The organism is Stenotrophomonas sp. PvP093 (assembly GCF_017876915.1).
GTDB lineage: Bacteria > Pseudomonadota > Gammaproteobacteria > Xanthomonadales > Xanthomonadaceae > Stenotrophomonas > Stenotrophomonas muris.
Window position 1 is genome coordinate 1,436,144 of sequence record NZ_JAGIOX010000004.1, and the last position, 19,845, is coordinate 1,455,988.

The 19,845-nt window shown below is 67.7% G+C and carries 19 protein-coding genes; 15 read left to right on the forward strand and 4 right to left on the reverse strand.

Features of this window, described 5'->3' with window-relative positions; all coding sequences use genetic code 11:
- From J3A72_RS09095 to J3A72_RS09105, 3 genes are all read left to right on the forward strand, one after another.
- Positions 1–300: a hypothetical protein gene (locus J3A72_RS09095; RefSeq protein WP_209572007.1), complete on the forward strand. Its 300-nt coding sequence runs from the start codon at positions 1–3 to the stop codon at positions 298–300.
- A gap of 188 nt (positions 301–488) precedes the next feature.
- Positions 489–1,850 (forward strand): 30S ribosomal protein S12 methylthiotransferase RimO, encoded by a 1,362-nt coding sequence (rimO, locus tag J3A72_RS09100; protein ID WP_049442367.1) that lies wholly within the window; start codon positions 489–491, stop codon positions 1,848–1,850.
- Entirely contained in the window at positions 1,847–2,671 is an 825-nt protein-coding gene (locus tag J3A72_RS09105; protein WP_075075888.1) for a DUF3025 domain-containing protein, read from the forward strand. The genes rimO and J3A72_RS09105 overlap by 4 nt, the downstream gene beginning before the upstream one ends.
- 87 nt (positions 2,672–2,758) lie before the next feature.
- On the opposite strand, the gene greB is transcribed toward J3A72_RS09105, so the two are convergent.
- Both greB and J3A72_RS09115 read right to left on the reverse strand, forming a co-directional pair.
- Entirely contained in the window at positions 2,759–3,265 is a 507-nt protein-coding gene (greB, locus tag J3A72_RS09110) for a transcription elongation factor GreB (protein WP_014647900.1), read from the reverse strand.
- Positions 3,266–3,390: 125 nt separating this feature from the next.
- Positions 3,391–4,896 (reverse strand): helicase HerA-like domain-containing protein, encoded by a 1,506-nt coding sequence (locus tag J3A72_RS09115; RefSeq protein ID WP_075075887.1) that lies wholly within the window; start codon positions 4,894–4,896, stop codon positions 3,391–3,393.
- A gap of 122 nt (positions 4,897–5,018) precedes the next feature.
- On the opposite strand from J3A72_RS09115, the gene J3A72_RS09120 reads away from it, so the two are divergent.
- Both J3A72_RS09120 and J3A72_RS09125 read left to right on the forward strand, forming a co-directional pair.
- A complete protein-coding gene (locus tag J3A72_RS09120; RefSeq protein WP_014647898.1) occupies positions 5,019–6,629 on the forward strand; it encodes a transglycosylase SLT domain-containing protein in 1,611 nt (536 codons plus the stop codon).
- A gap of 23 nt (positions 6,630–6,652) precedes the next feature.
- The gene (locus J3A72_RS09125; RefSeq protein WP_046431838.1) at positions 6,653–7,000 is read left to right on the forward strand and encodes a ribonuclease E inhibitor RraB; all 348 of its coding nucleotides are present in this window, start codon (positions 6,653–6,655) and stop codon (positions 6,998–7,000) included.
- Positions 7,001–7,111: 111 nt separating this feature from the next.
- Here J3A72_RS09125 and asd read toward each other — a convergent pair whose 3' ends face one another.
- Both asd and J3A72_RS09135 read right to left on the reverse strand, forming a co-directional pair.
- Positions 7,112–7,954 (reverse strand): archaetidylserine decarboxylase, encoded by an 843-nt coding sequence (asd, locus tag J3A72_RS09130; protein WP_075076287.1) that lies wholly within the window; start codon positions 7,952–7,954, stop codon positions 7,112–7,114.
- A complete protein-coding gene (locus J3A72_RS09135; protein WP_075076288.1) occupies positions 7,951–8,601 on the reverse strand; it encodes an SCO family protein in 651 nt (216 codons plus the stop codon). The genes asd and J3A72_RS09135 overlap by 4 nt, the downstream gene beginning before the upstream one ends.
- Positions 8,602–8,724: 123 nt before the next feature.
- Here J3A72_RS09135 and prmB point away from each other — a divergent pair, with 123 nt between their 5' ends.
- The 10 genes from prmB to J3A72_RS09185 all read left to right on the forward strand — a co-directional run bounded on the left by prmB (position 8,725) and on the right by J3A72_RS09185 (position 19,764).
- Positions 8,725–9,654 (forward strand): 50S ribosomal protein L3 N(5)-glutamine methyltransferase, encoded by a 930-nt coding sequence (gene prmB, locus J3A72_RS09140; RefSeq protein ID WP_014647894.1) that lies wholly within the window; start codon positions 8,725–8,727, stop codon positions 9,652–9,654.
- Positions 9,651–10,754: a chorismate synthase gene (aroC, locus tag J3A72_RS09145; protein WP_014647893.1), complete on the forward strand. Its 1,104-nt coding sequence runs from the start codon at positions 9,651–9,653 to the stop codon at positions 10,752–10,754. The genes prmB and aroC overlap by 4 nt, the downstream gene beginning before the upstream one ends.
- The gene (locus tag J3A72_RS09150) at positions 10,747–11,784 is read left to right on the forward strand and encodes a D-glycerate dehydrogenase (RefSeq protein WP_075076289.1); all 1,038 of its coding nucleotides are present in this window, start codon (positions 10,747–10,749) and stop codon (positions 11,782–11,784) included. The genes aroC and J3A72_RS09150 overlap by 8 nt, the downstream gene beginning before the upstream one ends.
- A gap of 90 nt (positions 11,785–11,874) precedes the next feature.
- Positions 11,875–12,903 carry an aspartate-semialdehyde dehydrogenase gene (locus J3A72_RS09155; protein ID WP_014647891.1) on the forward strand — a complete coding sequence of 343 codons (1,029 nt, stop codon included), beginning with the start codon at positions 11,875–11,877 and terminating at the stop codon, positions 12,901–12,903.
- 145 nt (positions 12,904–13,048) lie between these two features.
- Entirely contained in the window at positions 13,049–15,061 is a 2,013-nt protein-coding gene (locus tag J3A72_RS09160) for a FimV/HubP family polar landmark protein (protein ID WP_075076290.1), read from the forward strand.
- Positions 15,062–15,087: 26 nt separating this feature from the next.
- The gene (locus J3A72_RS09165) at positions 15,088–15,450 is read left to right on the forward strand and encodes a VOC family protein (RefSeq protein WP_014647889.1); all 363 of its coding nucleotides are present in this window, start codon (positions 15,088–15,090) and stop codon (positions 15,448–15,450) included.
- Positions 15,451–15,482: 32 nt separating this feature from the next.
- A complete protein-coding gene (gene truA / locus J3A72_RS09170; RefSeq protein WP_014647888.1) occupies positions 15,483–16,253 on the forward strand; it encodes a tRNA pseudouridine(38-40) synthase TruA in 771 nt (256 codons plus the stop codon).
- Positions 16,250–16,906 carry a phosphoribosylanthranilate isomerase gene (locus J3A72_RS09175; RefSeq protein ID WP_014647887.1) on the forward strand — a complete coding sequence of 219 codons (657 nt, stop codon included), beginning with the start codon at positions 16,250–16,252 and terminating at the stop codon, positions 16,904–16,906. The genes truA and J3A72_RS09175 overlap by 4 nt, the downstream gene beginning before the upstream one ends.
- Positions 16,907–17,074: 168 nt before the next feature.
- Positions 17,075–17,749, forward strand: a complete 675-nt coding sequence (locus J3A72_RS09180; RefSeq protein ID WP_014647886.1) for a hypothetical protein — start codon at positions 17,075–17,077, stop codon at positions 17,747–17,749.
- Positions 17,746–19,764, forward strand: a complete 2,019-nt coding sequence (locus J3A72_RS09185; protein ID WP_014647885.1) for a hypothetical protein — start codon at positions 17,746–17,748, stop codon at positions 19,762–19,764. Before J3A72_RS09180 ends, J3A72_RS09185 begins: the two co-directional genes overlap by 4 nt.
- Positions 19,765–19,845: the final 81 nt, after the last annotated feature.

The window sequence follows — 19,845 nt, forward strand, 5'->3', positions numbered from 1 at the left end:
GTGCACCTGCCCGTCGCGGTGGGTGCCCTGCATGAAAACCGTTCGGGCCGCCGGTGGATGCGGCCCTTTTTTTGGAGATCCAACATGAAGTTCAACGCACGTCTTGTCCTGCTGACCCGCGCAGTGGAGCAGTCGGGGGTGGTCAATCTGCATTTCCGGCCGGAGGGCGAGAACCTTCTTCCGCAGATGGTGATCCCGGTATCGCCGCTGGATGCGTATGCCTTGAAGTTCGGGGCACTGTACCGGTTCGAGGCGATCGAGGTGGAAGAAGCGCTGCCCATTGAAGCAGCCGCTGGCTGAGACCGGGCGATTGCAGTGGTGCTGGATATGACCGGGTACTGACCGTTCACGGGCCAGGCGCCGCAGGCGGCAGCGGCGATTCAGGGCGCTGGCCCGAAGCCCGGTATACTGGCGCCCTTTCAGGCCCCGGCCCCCAGGAACCCCTGCCATGCCGGCAGGGGCCCAGGCCCCCAGAGTCCCGCGATTCCATGTCCCAGCTGAACCCCAAAGTCGGCTTCGTCAGCCTTGGCTGCCCGAAGGCCCTCGTCGATTCCGAGCGCATCCTCACCCAGCTCCGCTCGGAAGGCTACGACATCGTCCCGTCCTACGATTCGGCCGACGTGGTGGTGGTCAACACCTGTGGCTTCATCGATTCGGCGGTGACCGAGTCGCTGGATGCCATTGGCGAGGCGATGAACCAGAACGGCAAGGTCATCGTCACCGGCTGCCTGGGCAAGCGCCCTGAGCAGATCCGCGAGGCGTACCCCAACGTGCTGGCGGTGTCCGGCCCGCAGGATTACCAGAGCGTGATGGAAGCGGTGCATGAAGCACTGCCGCCCAAGCACGATCCGTTCGTGGACCTGGTGCCCGACTACGGCATCAAGCTGACCCCGCGCCATTACGCCTACCTGAAGATTTCCGAAGGCTGCAACCACAAGTGCAGCTTCTGCATCATTCCGTCGATGCGCGGCAAGCTGGTCTCGCGCCCGGTGGATGAGGTGCTGCGCGAAGCCGAGCGCCTGGTGCGTGGTGGCGTGCGTGAGCTGCTGGTGGTTTCGCAGGACACCTCTGCCTACGGCGTGGACGTGAAGTACGCCGAGAAGATGTGGCGCGACAAGGCCTACCAGACCCGCCTGAAGGCGCTGTGCGAAGGCCTGTCCGAGCTGGATGCGTGGGTGCGCATGCACTACGTCTACCCGTATCCGCACGTGGACGAAGTGGTGCCGCTGATGGCCGAGAACCGCATCCTGCCGTACCTGGACATCCCGTTCCAGCATGCGAGTCCGCGCATCCTGCGCCTGATGAAGCGCCCCGGTGCGGTCGAGAAGACCCTGGAGCGCGTGCAGAACTGGCGCCGTATCGCGCCGGACATCACCGTGCGTTCGACCTTCATCGTCGGCTTCCCGGGCGAGACCGAGTCCGAGTTCGAAGAACTGCTGTCGTTCCTCGACGAAGCGCAGCTGGATCGCGTGGGCGCGTTCGCCTATTCGCCGGTCGAGGGGGCCACCGCCAACGATCTGCCCGATGCTGTGCCGGAGGAAGTGAAGCAGGAGCGTCTGGCCCGCTTCATGGAGAAGCAGGCGCAGATCTCCGCCGCACGCCTGGAGGCCAAGATCGGCACCGTGCAGCAGTGCCTGGTCGACGCCATCGAAGGCGATATCGCCGTGGCCCGTTCCAGGGCCGATGCGCCGGAGATCGACGGACTGGTGCACATCCAGAACGCCGACCAGGTGCCGCTGCGCGTGGGCGACTTCGTCGACGTGGAAATCACCGAGAGCGACGAGCACGACCTGTACGGTGACGCGCTGCCCGCCGCTCCCCGCCCGGCATTCGACCTCAAGATGCTGTGACCGCAGCGACGACCGCCGCCAATGACGGGGGCGGCGTCCGGCGCTTCGTACCGCCGCCACGTGCGGCGATCGATCCGCAGGTGTTCGCGCAGCCGCTGTTTGCCGGGCTGCAGGATTTCCGTGATCTGCTGGATGGCCCCCACTGGCCGTCCATCGCGGCGCTTGACGCACGCCTGTCCCTGCCGGGTTGGCAGCTGGTCGAACAGGATGCCGCGTTGCTGGCCGATGGCCTGCACTACGAGGCCCGCATCGCGCAGGGGCGCATCGCCACCCGTGCCGACAACTGGCACGACCTGTTCAACGCGCTGGTGTGGGCCTCCCACCCGCAGCTCAAGCGGGCACTCAACGTGCAGCAGTGCCGGCATATCGAAGCCATGCCACCCGGCCAGCGCAACCGCGCGCAGGCCGCCTTGACCCAGTTCGACGAAACCGGCGTGATCGTGCGTGTGGGGGATGTCACGTTGCTGCGCGCGTGGGATGGGCATGACTGGCCTGCATTGTTCGAGCCAACGCGCTGGCAGAGCGGTGACATCGCCATTGCCACGGTATTCGGGCACGCGTTGATGGAACAGGCACTGCTGCCGGGGCGATTGCTGGTGGGCAAGTGCGTGGTGGTGCAGGGTGATGCCGATGCTGCCTGCGTTGACGCGGTGACTGCGGCCATTGCCGAAGGCAGGGCAGTGACCGATCCGCTGCAGCTGCGGCCCCTGCCGTTGGCGGGTATTCCTGGCTGGCACGGCGTGCAGGATTCCGCCTTCTATCGCAATGCCGATTATTTCCGCCCGTTGCGTGCAGGGCGCACATACCCGCCGCCGTTGTAGAGCCGAGCCCATGCTCGGCTGCGTTTGCCCATCAGCCGAGCATGGGCTCGGCTCTACAACGGCAGCGAGGTCGGGCATGACTCGACTCTACAACGGCGCGTACTCCACCCCGATCACCGCAAAGGTGAATTGCCCGCCGGGCAGCTCCACCGAGAATTCATCATCCAGTCGCTTCTTCAGCAGCGCCCGCGCCAACGGCGAATCGATGCTGATCCAGCCCAGCCCGGCATCGGTCTCATCCGGCCCGACAATGCGATAGCGGCTGGTCTCGCCACTGTCCACATTCTCCAGTTCCACCCATGCGCCGAAGAACACCGCCAGCGGGTCGGTCGGCGTGGTGTCGACCACGCGCAGTGATTCCAGCCGCTTGGTCAGGTAGCGCACGCGACGGTCGATCTCGCCCAGCTGCTTCTTGCGATAGGTGTATTCAGCGTTCTCGGAGCGGTCACCTTCCGCGGCGGCCGCGGCCAGTGCCTTCACCACCTCCGGGCGGCGCACGCGCCACAGCTCATCCAGTTCGGCCTTCAGCCGGGCATGCCCGGAGGCGGTGATCAGTGCCGTGCTTTTTTCTGCGGGGGGGCGCCAACGCGACATGCAATACGACTTCTTTTCTGGATCACGAATGGGGAGTGGGGTCGGAGCCCTCCCTGGCGGGGGGATCCGACCCTGGGGTCAGATCCCTTTCCAGCGGAAAGGGCTCTGACCCCGGCCGTGGCAGATCAACGCTTTCCGCCGAAGATGCCACCCAGGATGCCGCGCACGATCTGGTTGCCCAGCTTGGTGCCGACGGTGCGCGTGGTCTGCTTGGCCATCGTCTCGATCATGCCCTGGCGGCGCTTGGTGCCGAAGATCGCATCCTTGATCGCCTGGCCGAAACCGCCTTCCTGCGCTTCGTCCTGTTCGCGGCTGCGCGCGGCCGGCGCCTGCGCCTGTTCGACAGTCTTCTGTGCACGCTGGGCCAGCAGTTCGGCGGCCGATTCGCGGTTGATCGCGGTGTCGTAGCGACTGCCGACCGGGCTGCCGGCACGCACCTGGGCGCGCTCGGCTTCGGTGATCGGCCCCATCCGGCAGCGTGGCGGCGCGATCATGGTCTGCTGCACCGGCATCGGGATGCCCTTGTCCTGCAGCGTGGAGACCAGGGCCTCACCAGTGCCGAGGTGGCTCAGTACCTTGGCCACGTCCAGCTTCGGGTTCGGCACGAAGGTTTCGGCCGCGGTCTTCACCGCCTTCTGGTCGCGCGGGGTGAACGCGCGCAGTGCGTGCTGCACGCGGTTGCCGAGCTGGCCGAGGATGTTGCCTGGCACGTCGTCGGGGAACTGCGAGCAGAAATACACGCCCACGCCCTTGGAGCGGATCAGGCGCACCACCTGCTCGATGCGCTGCACCAGCGATGGCGGCGCATCGTCGAACAGCAGGTGTGCCTCGTCGAAGATGAAGACCAGCTTCGGCTTGTCCAGGTCGCCCACTTCCGGCAGCTGCTCGAACAGCTCCGACAGCAGCCACAGCAGGAAGGTGGAGTACAGCTTGGGCTTGAGTACCAGCTGGTCGGCGGCGAGGATGCCGATCATGCCGCGGCCGTCGTGGTTGACCCGCATGATGTCGGCCAGCTCCAGCGCAGGTTCGCCGAAGAAGTGCTCGCCACCGTCCTGCGCCAGGCGCAGCACCGAACGCTGGATCGCGGCGATCGACTGCGCGCTGACCAGGCCGTACTCGGTGGAGATGTCCTTGCGCTCCTCGGCGACGAGGCCGAGCAGGGCGCGCAGGTCGTCCATGTCCAGCAGCAACAGGCCGCGGTCGTCGGCCAGCTTGAACACGATGTCGAGCACGCCGGACTGGGTGTCGTTCAACTCGAGGATGCGCGCCAGCAGGGTCGGGCCCATTTCGCTGACGGTGGTGCGCACCGGGTGGCCCAGCTTGCCGTACAGGTCCCAGAAGAGGGTGGGGCTGGCGGCCGGCGCATAGTCGGCCACGCCGATCTCGGCGGCACGCTGGAGCAGGTTCTCGGCGCCGCTGCCGGGCACGGCCAGGCCGGAGACATCGCCCTTCACATCGGCCAGGAACACCGGCACGCCCAGTCGCGAGAAGCCCTCGGCCAGCGTCATCAGGGTCACAGTCTTGCCGGTACCGGTGGCGCCGGCCACCAGGCCGTGGCGGTTGCCGAGTTTCGGCAGCAGGGTGACGGCAATATCGTCGGTAATGCCTTTGCCGAGCAGAATCGGATCCATGGTCCAGCCCTTGTGATGAATAGCCCAATGTTAACCGCCGGCAGTGACGGTCCGAAGGTCGGCTTGCCCGGACCTTGGCGGCGCCGCTACTCTGCCTGCCTGTTTCGCACACAGTGCCATCAATGCCCGTTCCTGTCCTGATTTCCCGCGGTTGGCCGCTGCTGGCCTTGGCCGGCCTGGTTTCCCTGGCGCCCGACGCCCATGCGCAGCGGGTTTCGGCCCGGGACAAGGTGAAGGTGGATGCGCTGCAGCAGCGCATGACCGTCGCCGAAAAGCGCTACAGCGACGCCCTGCTGCTGGTCGCCAATGCCGACCCCAAGGGCAGCAACGAGGCCGACGCCGCGCTGGAGGACATGGAAGATGTCCTCAACGACTGCGTGAAGCAGAAGGGCTGCCAGATGGGCACCCTGCTGGCCAGCTACAAGCGCCTGCTCAAGCACGACGCCGATGCCGCTGCCAGCGATGACGTGGCCGACGAGGGGGGTGACCGCCTGGAAGCCGACCCGGATCACATCGGCCCGCTGACCGCGGATGTGCCCGAGGCCGCGCGCGCTGCCGCGCTGCTGAACGACAAGCGGCACGCCTTCGACAGCATGGTCGAGTACAACCCGGCGGTGCAGGCCGGCATCCGTCGCTGGCTGACCGACATGCGTCCTGCGCTGCTGACCAGCTACGAGAACTACCAGAACCTGCGCGCGGTGATGTGGCCGGAGTGGGAGAAGCGTGGCCTGCCCGAGGCGCTGCTGTTCGGCATCATGGCCAAGGAATCCAACGGCCGCGTGCACGCCTCCTCGCGTGCCGGCGCCGCCGGCCTGATGCAGTTCATGCCGGCCACCGGCCGCCGCTTCGGCCTCGGCCCGGATGGCACCGGCTTCGACACGCGCTTCGATGCGCGCAGCGCCGCTGAAGCCAGCGCCAGCTACCTCAACGAACGCCTGCGCGAACTGAACAACAACGTGGAAATGTCGGTGGCCGCCTACAACGGTGGCGAAGGCCGTGCCGCACGCGTGTTCAAGCAGAGCGCCGGCCAGAGCTTCTGGACCGACAGTGTCTACAACCAGTTCCCGGGCGAGACCAAGGACTATGTGCCGATGGTGATTGCCGCGGCCTGGATCTTCCTGCACCCGCAGCAGTACGGCGTGGAGTTCCCGAAGATCAGCGCGCAGCCGGCCACGCTGCGCCTGGCCAAGTCCACCACCATCTATGAACTGACCATCTGCCTGGGCAGCCACGGCACCCGTGATGGCTACATGCGCGCGCTGCGCAACCTCAACCCGCGCTATGAAGCCGATGGCTGGATTCCGGCCGGCACCCTGATCAACGCCACCACCCGCATCGCCGGGCTGTACCAGCGCAACTGCGTCAGTGGCCCGCGTGCCGACCTGGCCCGCACCCTGATCACCGCCGATCTGAACGCGGCGATCAAGCGCCCGACCGCGGCCAGCTACACCGGCAGCGTCGCCGTGGGCGGCGTGGTGCCGGTGGCCGACGCTGCGGCCTCCACCAGTGTGCCGACCACGCCGGTGGCGGCGGTGGCGACGCCTCGCCCGGCGCCGGCCGCGCGCCCGAAGCCGGTGCGCAGCCACAAGGTGGGCAAGGGCGAGACCCTGGGCGCCATCGCGGCGAAGTTCCAGTGCGACGTGCCGACCCTGGCCCGCGCCAACGGCCTGAAGGCCCCGGCCTACAGCCTGCGTCACGGTCAGACGCTGAAGCTGCAGGGCTGCGACAAGTAATTCCCCCGACCCCTGGAACCCGCATGGATCTCGAAGACACCCGCAACCTGTTCGCCAACCTCCGCGAAAACACCGACTGGGACATCAACGGCCCGCTGCTGTGGGGGTACTTCTTCGTGCACTCCACTGCTGAGCCGTTGCAGGCACTGGCAGAGCACCTGCAGGCGCAGGGCTACACCTTCGTGGAACTGTTCGAACAAGATCCGGAAGAGGGTGACGCGCCGTTCCACGTGCTGCATGTGGAGCGCGTGGAGATCCACGACGAAGCCTCGCTGGACCGTCGCAACCAGGAATTCGCAGCGCTGGCCGCGGAGAAGGGCGTGGAAGACTACGACGGCATGGACGTCGGCCCGGCCCCGGCCCTGCAGTAACGCGCGTACCGGTAGTGCCGGCCGCTGGCCGGCATCCCGTTGTGGAAAAGGGGACGGAGGGGATTAAGTCGTTTATGCATAAACGACTTAATCCCCTCCGTCCCCTTTTTATCAGCGCAGCTTCGCCAGGGCCTGGCCCAGCTGTACCGGGCTTTCGGCGCCCAGCTGCGGGGCGAATTCGGCCACGCCCGGCGGCAGCAGCACGATCACGGTCGAGCCGTAGTTGAAGCGTGCCATCTCGGCGAAACGCTCCAGCCTGATGCCCTGGCCGCGGTAGTCCTTGCGGGTGATGCGGTCGCCGTAGTGCGGAATCTCCTCGCCGCTCCACACGGTTTCCACGCCGGACACCAGCAGTGCACCGACCATCACGCTGACCATCGGGCCGAAGCTGGTGTCGAAGTGGCAGACCAGGCGCTCGTTGCGGGCGAACAGGCGCGGTACGCCGTTCACTGCCGCCGGACCAACGCTGAACAGGCGCCCCGGCACGTGCACGGTCTCACGCAGGGTGCCGGTCCACGGCATGTGCACGCGGTGGTAATCGCGCGGCGACAGGTACACCGTGGCGTAGAGGCCATCGTTGTATGGCTTGGCGTCCTCGTCACTGCCCAGCAGTTCGGCAGCGGTGAATGACTGGCCCTTGGCCTGGAAAATGCGGCCGGCCTCGATCCTGCCGAGCTGGCTGATGCGGCCGTCGGCCGGCATCACCAGGCTGCGCGGATCGGCATCGGCCACGCGTGCGCCCGGCTTCAGCGCACGGGTGAAGAACTGGTTGAAGGTCGAATAGCTGCGCGGGTCCGGGTTGGCCGCTTCGTCCAGGTTGACGTTGAACTTGCGGGTGACCGTGTCGATCAGCCAGCGCGACACGCGCGGATCGTCCGAGTACGCCAGCGAACGCGCCATCGAGGACAGCAGGCGGTGGGGCAGGGCATACGTCAGGGCGGTGGTGAGGCTCATGGGGCGGTTTTCTCGGTCAGCTTCTGCAGGTCGCGGGCGATCGCCGGCGCGTTGAACGGGGGGCGTACCAGGCCGGCGAGGCGGCCCTGCGGGTCGAGCACGGCCAGGCTGGCCGAATGCTCGACGGTGTAATCCTCGGGGTTCTCGTCGAAATGCTTGCCCGGCACCTTCTGGAACACGAAGCCCAACGAGGTGGCGAAGCGCTCCAGCGAGGGAGCGTCAGCGGTGGCGGCCAGGGTGTCCTTGTGGAAGCCGTGCACGTACTCGCCCAGGCGGGTGGCGCTGTCGCGGTCGGGGTCGACCGAGATGAACAGCACGCGTGGGCGCAGGCTGTCGGGCAGGGCTTCCCACTGGTTCTGCGCGCCGGCCAGCGCGGCCAGCGTGGTCGGGCAGACGTCGGGGCAGAAGGTGAAGCCCAGGAACACCAGGGTCCAGTGGCCCTTCAGTTCGCCCGGGATCAGGCGGGTGCCGTCGGACTGGGCCAGGTTGAAGTCGGGCAGTTCGCGCGGCTGCGGGTACAGCGTGATCGCTTCGGTGGCCGGGGCATTGGCCGGCGGCTTCGGCGCGAACACCTGCTGGGCGGCCAGCAGGCCGAGACCCGCCGCCAGGGCGATCAGCAGGATGATGCCGGCGTTGCGATTGAACATGGGGGCTCCCGCGCGAAGTGGGCCCCATCATACCGGCTGTGGCCCGAATCGTTTCCGCCGCAACGGATGCCGCCACGGGCGCCAGCCCCTATAATCGGGGGCCACTTTGCCCGCAGTACCGCCATGACCGCTGAAACGGCCGCCGAACTCCACACGATCATCGATCTGATCCGCTACGGCACCAGCCGTTTCAACGAAGCCGGGCTGACCTTCGGGCACAGCTACGACAACGCGCTGGACGAGGCCACCCAGCTGGTGCTGCACAGCCTGCACCTGCCGCACGACCTCGGCCCGGCCTACGGCCAGGCGCGCCTGCTGCAGGCCGAAAAGCTGCGCGTGCTGGAGCTGTTCCAGCGCCGCATCGATGAACGCATCCCGGCCGCCTACCTGACCGGTGAGGCCTGGTTTGCAGGATTGAGCTTCAAGAGCGACAAGCGCGCCCTGGTACCGCGCTCGCCGATCGCCGAACTGATCGAATGCGGCTTCGAGCCGTGGCTGGCCGGCCGCGACGTGTACCGTGCACTGGACCTGTGCACCGGTTCGGGCTGCATCGCCATCGCCATGGGCCACTACTACCCGAACTGGCAGGTGGACGGCGTCGACCTGAGCGACGATGCACTGTCGCTGGCCGAAGAAAACAAGGAGCGCCTGCAGGCGCACAACGTCACCCTGATCAAGTCGGACCTGTTCAACGGCCTGTCCGGCCGCCACTACGACCTGATCGTCACCAATCCGCCATACGTCACCAACGACGAGACCGATGCCCTGCCGCAGGAATACTCCTACGAGCCGGAGATGGGCCTGCGTGCCGGCGACGACGGCCTGGACCTGGTGCTGAAGATCCTGCGCGATGCCCCGCTGCACCTGAGCGAGGACGGCCTGCTGATCTGTGAAGTGGGCGAATCCGAGCAGCATCTGGTCAAGCTGCTGCCGGAAGTCGATTTCGCCTGGATCGAATTCAAGGTCGGCCAGATGGGTATCTTCGCGGTTGAATGCCGCGAGCTGATCGCCCACAGCGCACGCATCACCGAACTGGCGGCGCAGCGCCCGTGAGCTCCAATTCGTTCGGCAAGCTGTTCACCGTCACCACGTTCGGCGAGTCGCACGGGCCGGCCATCGGCTGCGTGATCGATGGCTGCCCGCCGGGGCTGGCGCTGGACGCGGCCGAATTCGCCCACGACCTGCAGCGCCGCGCCACCGGCAAGAGCCGGCATACTTCGGCGCGGCGCGAGGCCGACGAGGTCGAGATCCTGTCCGGCGTGTACGAGGGCCTGACCACCGGCACTCCGATCGCGCTGCTGATCCGCAACACCGACCAGCGCAGCAAGGATTACGCCAACATCGGCCAGCAGTTCCGGCCGGGCCATGCCGACTACAGCTACTGGCACAAGTACGGCATCCGCGACCCGCGCGGTGGCGGCCGTTCCTCGGCACGCGAGACCACCATGCGCGTGGCCGCTGGCGTGGTCGCCAAGAAGTGGCTGGCCGAGCGCTTCGGCGTCACCGTGCGTGGCTACCTGTCGCAGCTGGGCGACATCACCCCGGCCGGTTTCGACTGGTCGGCGGTGGAAGACAACCCGTTCTTCTGGCCGCACGCTGCACAGGTGCCCGAACTGGAGGCGTACATGGACGCGCTGCGCAAGTCCGGAGATTCGGTCGGCGCGCGCGTGGACGTGGTCGCCGACAATGTGCCGCCGGGCTGGGGTGAGCCGATCTACGGCAAACTCGACGGTGAACTGGCTGCCGCGCTGATGAGCATCAACGCGGTGAAGGGCGTGGAGATCGGCGACGGTTTCGCCAGCGCCGCGCAGAAGGGCACCGAACACCGCGACCTGCTGACCCCGCAGGGCTTCGCCAGCAATCACGCGGGTGGCATCCTCGGTGGCATTTCCACCGGCCAGCCGGTGGTCGCCTCGATCGCGTTGAAGCCGACCTCCAGCCTGCGCCTGCCGGGCCCGTCGCTGGATACGTCCGGCAACGTGGTCGAGGTGGTCACCACCGGCCGCCACGACCCCTGCGTCGGCATCCGCGCCACCCCGATCGCCGAGGCGATGGTAGCGATGGTGCTGATGGACCAGGCGCTGCGCCACCGCGCGCAGTGCGGCGATGTCGGCACGATCACCCCGCGCATTCCCGGGCAGATCGATGGCTGACACGCGGCCGACCGTGTGGGTGAGCCAGCCGCTGATCGACGCGGCCATCGCGCCGCTGCGCGATCGCGTGCAGCTGCGCTGCACCGACACCGTCACCGCTTGGGCGCCGGACCAGATCGCCGGACAACTGGCCAGCGCCGACGGCGCGATCATCACGCTCAACGAGCGCATCGGCGCGGCCCAGGTGGCCGGCGCCGCGCAGCTGCAGGTGATCGCCAATGTCGGGGTGGGCTACAACAACCTGGACGTCGACGCGCTCAGCGCGGCCGGCATCCTGGCCAGCAACACACCGGACGTCCTGACCGAAACCACCGCCGATCTCGGTTTCGCCCTGCTGATGGCCACCGCGCGCCGCATCACCGAGTCCGAGCGCTGGCTGCGCGAAGGGCAGTGGCAGCAGTGGTCGTTCCAGACCATGCTCGGTGCCGATATCCACGGCAGCACGCTGGGCATCCTTGGCATGGGCCGCATCGGCCAGGGCATCGCCCGTCGCGGCGCGCACGGTTTCGGCATGAAGGTGCTGTACCACAACCGGTCGCAGCTGCCGGCGGCGACCGAGGCGGAAGTGGGCGCGACCTATGTGGACCTGGATACGCTGCTGGCACAGTCCGACCACCTGCTGCTGGTGCTGCCGTACACGCCGGCCTCGCATCATCTGATCGATGCCGCCGCACTGGCGAAGATGAAGCCGTCGGCGACGCTGGTGAATATCGCCCGCGGTGGCCTGGTCGATGAGATCGCGCTGGCCGATGCGCTGGCCAACGGTCGCCTGGCTGCGGCGGGTCTGGATGTGTACGAAGGCGAGCCAACGGTACGCCCGGAACTGCTGGCGCTGCGCAACGTCGTGCTCACTCCGCATATCGGCAGCGCCTCGCTGGCCACGCGCACGGCGATGGTACAGCTGGCCGTGGGTAATCTGCTTGCCGGGCTCGGCCTGGACGGCGGCCCGTCGCGGATGCCGAGCGCGATCAACGCTGACGCGGCGATGGCCGCGCGCGTGACGCTGGGCAAAAAAACCGGGAAACGATAGGGAACCTCCGCGCGCCCCGCTTGAGGAGGTTCCCCGAACCCAGCTGTCGTGCGTGTTTTTCCCCATTCCCGTTTTCGTGAGAGTTCCCCCATGAGCAATGCACAGCGCAGTTTCCACGTCGCCGTCGTCGGTGCCACCGGCGCCGTCGGCGAGACCATGTTGTCGATCCTGGCCGAGCGTGATTTCCCGGTCGGTACCCTGAGCGTCCTGGCCTCCGAGCGTTCGGCCGGTGGCGAGATCGAGTTCAACGGCCAGAAGGTCACGGTCCAGGACCTGGCCACCTTCGATCCGGCCGGCGTCGAGATCGCGCTGTTCTCGGCCGGTGGCAGCGTGTCCAAGGAATACGCACCGAAGTTCGCCGCCGCAGGTGCGGTGGTGATCGACAACTCCTCGGCCTTCCGTTACGACGATGACGTGCCGCTGGTGGTGTCCGAAGTCAACCCGGAACAGGTCGCCAACCGTCCGCGCGGCATCATCGCCAATCCGAACTGCTCGACCATGCAGATGCTGGTGGCGCTGGCGCCGCTGCACCGCAAGTACGGCATCGAGCGCATCAACGTCTCCACCTACCAGTCGGTGTCCGGCGGTGGTCGTTCGGCCACCGAGGAGCTGGGCAAGCAGACCGGCCAGCTGCTGAGCTTCCAGGAGATCGATCCGCAGCGCTTCCCGGTGCAGATCGCCTTCAACCTGATCCCGCACATCGACGACTTCCAGGACAACGGCTTCACCAAGGAAGAAATGAAGCTGATCTGGGAGACCCGCAAGATCCTCGGCGACGACAGCATCCTGGTGAACCCGACCGCAGTGCGCGTGCCGGTGTTCTACGGCCATTCCGAGTCGGTGGCGATCGAAACCCGCGACAAGGTCACCGTGGCCGAAGCACGTGCGCTGCTGGAGCAGTCGCCGGGCATCGAAGTGGTGGACCGTCACGAGGCCGGTGGCTACCCGACCCCGGTCACCCACGCCTCGGGCACCGACGCGGTGTACGTCGGCCGCATCCGTGAGGACCTGTCGCACCCGCGCGGCCTGAACCTGTGGATCGTATCGGACAACGTGCGCAAGGGCGCCGCCCTGAATGCCGTGCAGCTGGCCGAGCTGGTCGCCGCCGAGCAGCGCTGATCACAGCGGTTGCCTCACCGGTAGTGCCGGCCGCTGGCCGGCATTGCCGTGATGGCACGTGCGTGTCTGCCGGCCAGCGGCCGGCACTACCGAAGGTTCCCATCGGTGGGTGCGGACCGCGGTCCGCACGCTTTATAGTGTCGCCATGAATAAACGGGCCAGGGGCGCAAAGCGCCCCCTCCTCCATCTTTCCACCGCGCTGCTGGCCCTGGCCAGCAGTTCGGCGCTTGCCCTGGGCTTGGGCGACATCCGTGTCCTGTCCAAGCCGGGCCAGCCCCTGCTGGCCGAAATCCCGGTGGTCTCGGCCGATCCGTCCGAGCTGGAGAACCTGCGTGTCGCGTTGGCCTCACCGGTCACCTTCGAGCGCGTCGGCCTGCAGCGGCCGACCGGGCTGGTCGGCGAACTGCAGTTCGAACTGACCCGCAATGCGCAGGGCAGGGCAGTGGTGCGGGTGACCTCGCAGACGCCGGTCGAGACCCCGTCGCTGAGCTTCCTGATCGAGGCGGACTGGGGCCAGGGCCGCCTGGTGCGCGAGTACTCGGCGCTGGTCGATGCACCGTCCAGCGCACTGGCCGTGGCCGAGCCGGAAATCGTTGCACCCGCAGGTACGCTCTCCAACACCATCGCCCGTGAGGCCGCCCCGGCGCCCGCCGCCGCGGAGAGCGTGAGCGCGCCTGCGCCGTCCACCGCCACCACGCCGGCACCCGCACCGGCTCGCCCGCGTGCAGTGGCTGCACCCGCTGCCGCACCGGCAGCCGATGGCAGCGTTACCGTCCAGCGTGGGCAGACCTTGTCGCAGATCGCCAGCGTGGTGGCCCGCGGCAACCAGGTCAGCCGCGACCGCGCAATGATTGCGCTGCTGCGGGCCAACCCGGAGGCCTTCATCCGTGGCAACGTCAACCTGCTCAGGCAGGGCGCCGTGCTGCGCATGCCCGGCAGCGATGCACTGGCGGCGGTCGATGCCGCCGAGGCCGCCGCGCTGGTGCGCGAGCATGCCGCACAGTGGCGTCAGGCGCGCACCGTGCCGCAACCGGCGGGTACTGTCGCCCCGGTCGCCACGGCGGGAACCACGAACGCTTCTTCCCCGGCTGCGGCCACTGGGGCACGACTTGAAATCGCTCCGGCGCTGGCCTCCGACGCCGCGCACGCGGGCACAACCACCGGCACTGCAGCCGGCAGCGAGGGTGACATGCTGGGCAACGAACAACTGCGCCAGGCACGCGAGGACATCGCGACCCGCGATGCCGAGATCGGCGAGCTGAAGCAGCGGGTGGCCGACCTGGAAAAACTCAAGGAACAGCAGCAGTCGCTGATCGCGATGAAGGACAACGACCTGGCCGCGGCGCAGCAGCGCCTGGCGCAGGCACCGGATGCCCGCGATGCGGCAACGCCGTGGTACTGGCTGGGTCTGCCGGTGCTGTTGCTGGCGGCCGGCGCGGCCTGGCTGCTGCGTCGTCGCAAGCCGTCGCCACTGCCGCCGCTGCGCGAGGAAGGCGACGCCGCCGGCCTGGCCGCTGCGGTACCGGCCGGCGCGGCGCTGGATACGCTGGCCGAGCAGTCTTCGTGGTCGACGGCGGTGTCCGACAGTGGCCGCCAGGAACCGGCGATGCCTGCCTGGGCGACCGAAGCCGAGGTGCAGGGTGACGTGGCTGCCGAAGCGGTCGCCGACGTCGCCGCCCAGACTGACTGGCAGGCGCAGACGCTGCGCGATGACGAAGTGGTGGAGCTGCCCGGGGCCGTGACCGACCTGCCGCGCTGGGACGAGCCGGTGGCCATGCAGGACACCCCCGTGCAGGATGAGCCGCCCGCACAGGCGGTCCCTGACGAGATCGCAGTACCGGACTACGCGCTGCACGCCGAACAGCAGCCGCAGTTCCGCGGCGTGTTCGACCTGCCGGCCGAGCATCATGACGGCGGGGATTCGAGCGCGGCGCCGCACGACGCGCTGGCCGCGGCCGCGCATGAAGACGGTACTGCCGCGCCGGCCAGCGATGCCGGCTGGGCGCCGCGCGCCGGGCAGGAACGCCTGGAACTGGCCATCGCCTACCTCGACCTGGGCGATGCGCAGACCGCACGGACGTTGCTGCTGGAAGTGGCCGAGGGCGGCGACCTGCACTGCCAGGCCCAGGCTCGCGAACTGCTGGCCCGCCTGCCGTGACCGAACCCGCCGACAAGGACCGTGCCATGAGCCGCGAGCGCCGTATCGACTACGTTGAATTCGCCTCCAGTGACCCGGCCGACAGCCGCGCCTTCTTCGAAAAGGTGTTCGGGTGGTCGTTCGTCGACTATGGCAGCGACTACACCGCCTTCGACGATGGCCGCCTGCAGGGCGGCTTCTTCCGCGGCCAGCCGCAACGAGCCAGTGACAGCGGTGCGCCGCTGCTGGTGCTGTATGCCGACCAGCTGGCGCCCATCGAGGCGGCGGTGCGCGACGCTGGCGGTGAGATCGTACGGCCGGTGTTTTCTTTCCCCGGTGGCAGCCGCTTCCAGTTCGTCGAGCCCGGTGGCAACGAACTGGCGGTCTGGTCCGAACGCGATCCGGCCTGAGCGCCGCCCCTCCCGCAACATCGAGGTAGCACATGCGTTACGCGCTTGGCGTCGAGTACGACGGCAGCGATTTCAGGGGCTGGCAGAACCTGGGCGAGGGTGGTCCCAGCGTGCAGGCCAGCCTTGAGCAGGCCCTGTCGTCGGTGGCCGATGCGCCGCTGCAGGTGGTCTGTGCCGGTCGCACCGATGCCGGCGTGCACGGCCAGTGCCAAGTCGTGCATTTCGACACCGACGTGGTGCGCGATCCGCGCGCCTGGATGCTGGGCACCACCACCCGCCTGCCGCGCTCGATCGCGGTGCGCTGGTGCGTGCCCGTGGCCGATGATTTCCACGCCCGCTTCTCGGCGCGGGCACGCCGTTACCGTTACCGCCTGCTCAACCGCGAAGTGCGGCCGGCGCTGCAGCGGCAGACCCTCAGCTGGGAGCGCCGTGCGCTGGACGCGGGCCTGATGCATGCCGCCGGCCAGGCCCTGCTAGGCGAGAACGACTTCAGCGCGTTCCGCTCGGTGCAGTGCCAGGCGCTGCATGCACGGCGTGAACTGCAGTCACTGCAGGTCAGCCGCCAGGGCGAGGTGATCGAGGTCGCCGTGCAGGGCAATGCATTCCTTCATCACATGGTCCGCAATATCGTCGGATCGCTGATCCTGGTGGGCAGTGGCGAGAAGCCGGTGGAATGGATCGCCGAACTGCTGGCCGGGCGCGATCGCACCGTAGCCGGTCCCACCGCACCGCCGCAGGGCCTGGTGTTCCTTGGGCCCCTGTACCCCGACAACTGGCATCTGCCCGCCGAGGTCACGCTATGAGCCGCTCCTACTACCGCACGCGCATCAAGTTCTGTGGCATGACCCGGGCCGGCGACGTCCGCCTGGCCGGTGAGCTGGGCGTGGACGCGGTGGGTTTCATCTTCGCCCGTGAAAGCAGCCGCCGGGTCGCTCCAGCCGAGGCACGCGCGATGCGCCAGGCGATCGCGCCGATGGTCGACGTGGTGGCGCTGTTCCGCAACAACAGCAAGGAAGAAGTGCGCGAGGTGCTGCGCACGGTACGACCGACCCTGCTGCAGTTCCACGGCGAGGAAGACGAGAGCTTCTGCCGCAGCTTCAACATGCCGTACCTGAAGGCGATTGCCATGGGCGGCCGTGAAGAGATCAACGCCCGCACCCTGCAGCTGCGCTATCCCAGCGCCGCCGGCTTCCTGTTCGACAGCCACGCGCCGGGCGGCGGTGGCGGCACCGGCGTGGCCTTTGACTGGGGCCGGATCCCGACCGGCCTGCATCGCCCGTTCCTGCTGGCCGGCGGCCTGAACCCGGAAAACGTCTACGACGCGGTGCTGGGTACCCTGCCGTGGGGCGTGGATGTCTCCAGTGGCATCGAACTGGAGCCGGGCATCAAGGACGGCTACAAGATGCGCACCTTCGTCGAGGAAGTGCGCCGCGCCGATTGCACGGTTCTCGAGTGATTGGCGTCACTATTTGCCGTGATTTGGACCTGGATTTGAGCCTGCACGCATTCTTCACATAGGATGGTCCCAAGCGCGCCTGCCATGAGGACTGGCGCGGGGATCGACGGGACGCGCGCGGCGCGCCCCGAACGGGTGGCCGCCGCCCACAGCCCAGGAAGGCAAGCGATGCAGGAGTTTCTCACCGTCGTACTCGGTTACCCGACGCTGCCGTACAGCATTCTGCTGTTGGTGTCGGTGATGTATTGGGCGGTTGCGGCGTTCGGCCTGGTCGATGACGGTTTTGGCAATCTCGGCGCCGATGGCGCGCTCGAGGCGGGGACCGACCTCAGTGGCCTGTCGGCCATGCTGGCGCGCTGGGGCCTGGGTGGCGTCCCGATCATGGTGGTGGTCACCCTGCTGAGCCTGTTCGGCTGGCTCATCACCTATTTCATCCATCTGTTCGTACTGCTGCCGCTGCCGGACCTGCTGCGCTGGGGCCTGGGTACGCTCGTGGCGGTGCTGGCACCGCTGCCAGCGGTACCGCTCATCGCGCTGATCCTGCGCCCGGTCCGGCGCTTCCTGCTGCGCCTGCGGCCTGTGCCGCAGGCATCGCTGCTCGGCCGGGCCGGCGTGGTCGCGTCGCCGAAGGTGGACGCACGCAGCGGTCATGCCACGGTCGATGATGGCGGCGCCGGGCTGGTGCTGCAGATCCGCAGCGACATCGAACTGCAGCGTGGCGAGCGCATCGTGCTGGTTGAGCACATGGCCGAACAACACTATTACCGGGTGGTCCGCGCCGATGCGATCGCCCTCGATTTCCAGGACAACCTGCTTCCGGGCAACAAGGAGACTCATCAATGACGTTGGCATCCCTCTTACCGTTCCTGGCCGTCGCCGGCGGCCTGCTCGTCCTGCTGCTGGGCGTGGCCGGGCTGTTCAAGGCCTTCTACCGCAAGGTCGACCAGGGCGTGGCCCTGATCGTCAACGACATGAGCTCCACGCCCAAGGTGCACTTCACCGGTGCGCTGATCATCCCGGTGCTGTACCGCGCCGAGCTGATGCGGATCAGCCTGATCACCCTGCAGATCGACCGCCGTGGCAAGGAAGGCCTGATCTGCCGCGACAACATGCGTGCCGACATCGCCGTGGCCTTCTACCTGCGGGTGAACGAGACCCAGGCCGACGTGCTGCGCGTGGCCAAGGCCATCGGTGCCGACCGTGCGTCGGACAAGCATGCCGTCGATGAGCTGTTCAACGCCAAGTTCTCCGAAGCGTTGAAGACGGTCGGCAAGAAGTTCGACTTCACCGAACTGTTCGAGAAGCGCCAGGAGTTCCGCGACGAGATCATCGCGGTGATCGGCAACGACCTCAACGGCTATGTGCTGGAAGACGTGGCGATCGATTACCTGGAGCAGACCCCGAAGGCGCTGCTGGACCAGTTCAACATCCTTGACGCGCAGGGTATCCGCAAGATCACCGAGCTGACCGCCGCGCAGAACGTGGTGACCAACGAGCTGGAGCAGAACGAGAAGCTCGCCATCACCAAGAAGAACGTGGAAGCGCGTGAAGCGCTGCTGGCGCTGGAACGCCAGCAGGCCGAAGCCGAAGCACGCCAGAAGCGCGAGATCGAGACCATCCGCGCGCGAGAGGAGGCCGAGACCGCCAAGGTGCAGGAAGAGCAGCGCCAGCTGTCCGAGAACGCCCGCATCGAAGCACAGCAGCTGATCGAGATCCGCGACCAGAACCGCCTGCGCGAAGTGGAAGTGGCCGAGCAGAACCGCCAGCGCGCCGTGGCCATCGAGGCCGAGCGCGTGGAGCGCGCACGCCAGCTTGAGCAGGTCACCACCGACCGCGAAGTGCAGCTGCAGGGCGTGGAGCGCGACAAGGTGGTCGAGCAGGGCAAGATGGACGTGGCCAACATCACCCGCGAACGCATCTCCATCGACAAGACCGTGGCGCAGGAGGAAGAGCGCATCAAGGAAGTGCGCGAGGTCTCCGAGGCCGACCGCCAGAAGCAGGTGCTGATCCTGGAAGCCGAGGCCAAGGCGCAGGAATCGCTGGTGCGCGAGGTAAAGGAAGCGCAGGCACGCGAGACCGCTTCCAAGCACCGCGCAGTGGAACTGACCACGCTGGCCCAGGCCGAACACGAAGCAGCCGGCAAGCAGGCCGAAGCCAAGCGCCTGCTGGCCGACGCGCTGCGCGCCGAGCAGGCCGCACCGGGCCTGGCCGAAGCGCAGGTGCGTGAAGCTTCGGCACTGGCCATCGAGAAGGTCGGCATCGCCGAGGCCCGCGTGATCGAAGCCAAGGCCGAAGCCAGCCTGAAGCAGGGCAGCAACGAAGCCCGCGTGCTGGCCGAGACCCTGCAGGCGCAGGCGCAGGGTGAGGAGAAGATGGGCCTGGCCCGTGCCACCGCCACCGAATCGCTGGGCAACGCCGAAGCCGGCGTGGTGCAGAAGAAGCTGCTGGCCGAGGCCGAAGGCCTGGTGCGCAAGTTCGAAGCGATCGCTTCGCTGAGCGACCAGGCACGTGGCCACGAAGAGTTCCGCATGATGCTGGACAACAGCCTGAAGCAGGCGCTGGCCTCGATCGAAGCCGGCAAGGAAGTCTCGCGCGAGAACGCCAACGTCATCGCCAGCGCGCTGCGCAACGCCGATATCGATCTGGTCGGTGGCGACGGCGGCATGTTCGAGAACCTGGTCAAGGCGGTGTCGCTGGGCAAGTCGATCGAAGGCTTTGCCGGCAAGAGCCCGATCGTGCAGGAGCTGATGCAGCGCTACCTGGGCGTGGCCGTGGCCGAACCGGCGCCGCGCCAGATCGCCGAGGATGCCGAAGCGGTGCCGACCGTGTCGGCCACCGTGGTCGACAGCGCCCGTTGATGCATCGGGCGATGGCTGCTGCGGCCATCACCCGCCCGCGCCGGCCGCAACCGCGGCCGTCCGCCCGTGAGCCGGAAGCCT

Excerpts from the sequence above, each read along its gene's own strand:
- J3A72_RS09180 (WP_014647886.1), top strand. The coding sequence starts at position 17,075 with ATGCAGGAGTTTCTCACCGTCGTACTCGGTTACCCGACGCTGCCGTAC.
- prmB (WP_014647894.1), top strand. The coding sequence starts at position 8,725 with ATGACCGCTGAAACGGCCGCCGAACTCCACACGATCATCGATCTGATC.
- truA (WP_014647888.1), top strand. The coding sequence starts at position 15,483 with ATGCGTTACGCGCTTGGCGTCGAGTACGACGGCAGCGATTTCAGGGGC.
- rimO (WP_049442367.1), top strand. The coding sequence starts at position 489 with ATGTCCCAGCTGAACCCCAAAGTCGGCTTCGTCAGCCTTGGCTGCCCG.
- J3A72_RS09155 (WP_014647891.1), top strand. The coding sequence starts at position 11,875 with ATGAGCAATGCACAGCGCAGTTTCCACGTCGCCGTCGTCGGTGCCACC.
- J3A72_RS09150 (WP_075076289.1), top strand. The coding sequence starts at position 10,747 with ATGGCTGACACGCGGCCGACCGTGTGGGTGAGCCAGCCGCTGATCGAC.
- J3A72_RS09160 (WP_075076290.1), top strand. The coding sequence starts at position 13,049 with ATGAATAAACGGGCCAGGGGCGCAAAGCGCCCCCTCCTCCATCTTTCC.
- J3A72_RS09185 (WP_014647885.1), top strand. The coding sequence starts at position 17,746 with ATGACGTTGGCATCCCTCTTACCGTTCCTGGCCGTCGCCGGCGGCCTG.
- J3A72_RS09165 (WP_014647889.1), top strand. The coding sequence starts at position 15,088 with ATGAGCCGCGAGCGCCGTATCGACTACGTTGAATTCGCCTCCAGTGAC.
- J3A72_RS09115 (WP_075075887.1), bottom strand. The coding sequence starts at position 4,896 with ATGGATCCGATTCTGCTCGGCAAAGGCATTACCGACGATATTGCCGTC.
- J3A72_RS09175 (WP_014647887.1), top strand. The coding sequence starts at position 16,250 with ATGAGCCGCTCCTACTACCGCACGCGCATCAAGTTCTGTGGCATGACC.
- J3A72_RS09135 (WP_075076288.1), bottom strand. The coding sequence starts at position 8,601 with ATGTTCAATCGCAACGCCGGCATCATCCTGCTGATCGCCCTGGCGGCG.
- greB (WP_014647900.1), bottom strand. The coding sequence starts at position 3,265 with ATGTCGCGTTGGCGCCCCCCCGCAGAAAAAAGCACGGCACTGATCACC.
- J3A72_RS09125 (WP_046431838.1), top strand. The coding sequence starts at position 6,653 with ATGGATCTCGAAGACACCCGCAACCTGTTCGCCAACCTCCGCGAAAAC.
- J3A72_RS09120 (WP_014647898.1), top strand. The coding sequence starts at position 5,019 with ATGCCCGTTCCTGTCCTGATTTCCCGCGGTTGGCCGCTGCTGGCCTTG.
- asd (WP_075076287.1), bottom strand. The coding sequence starts at position 7,954 with ATGAGCCTCACCACCGCCCTGACGTATGCCCTGCCCCACCGCCTGCTG.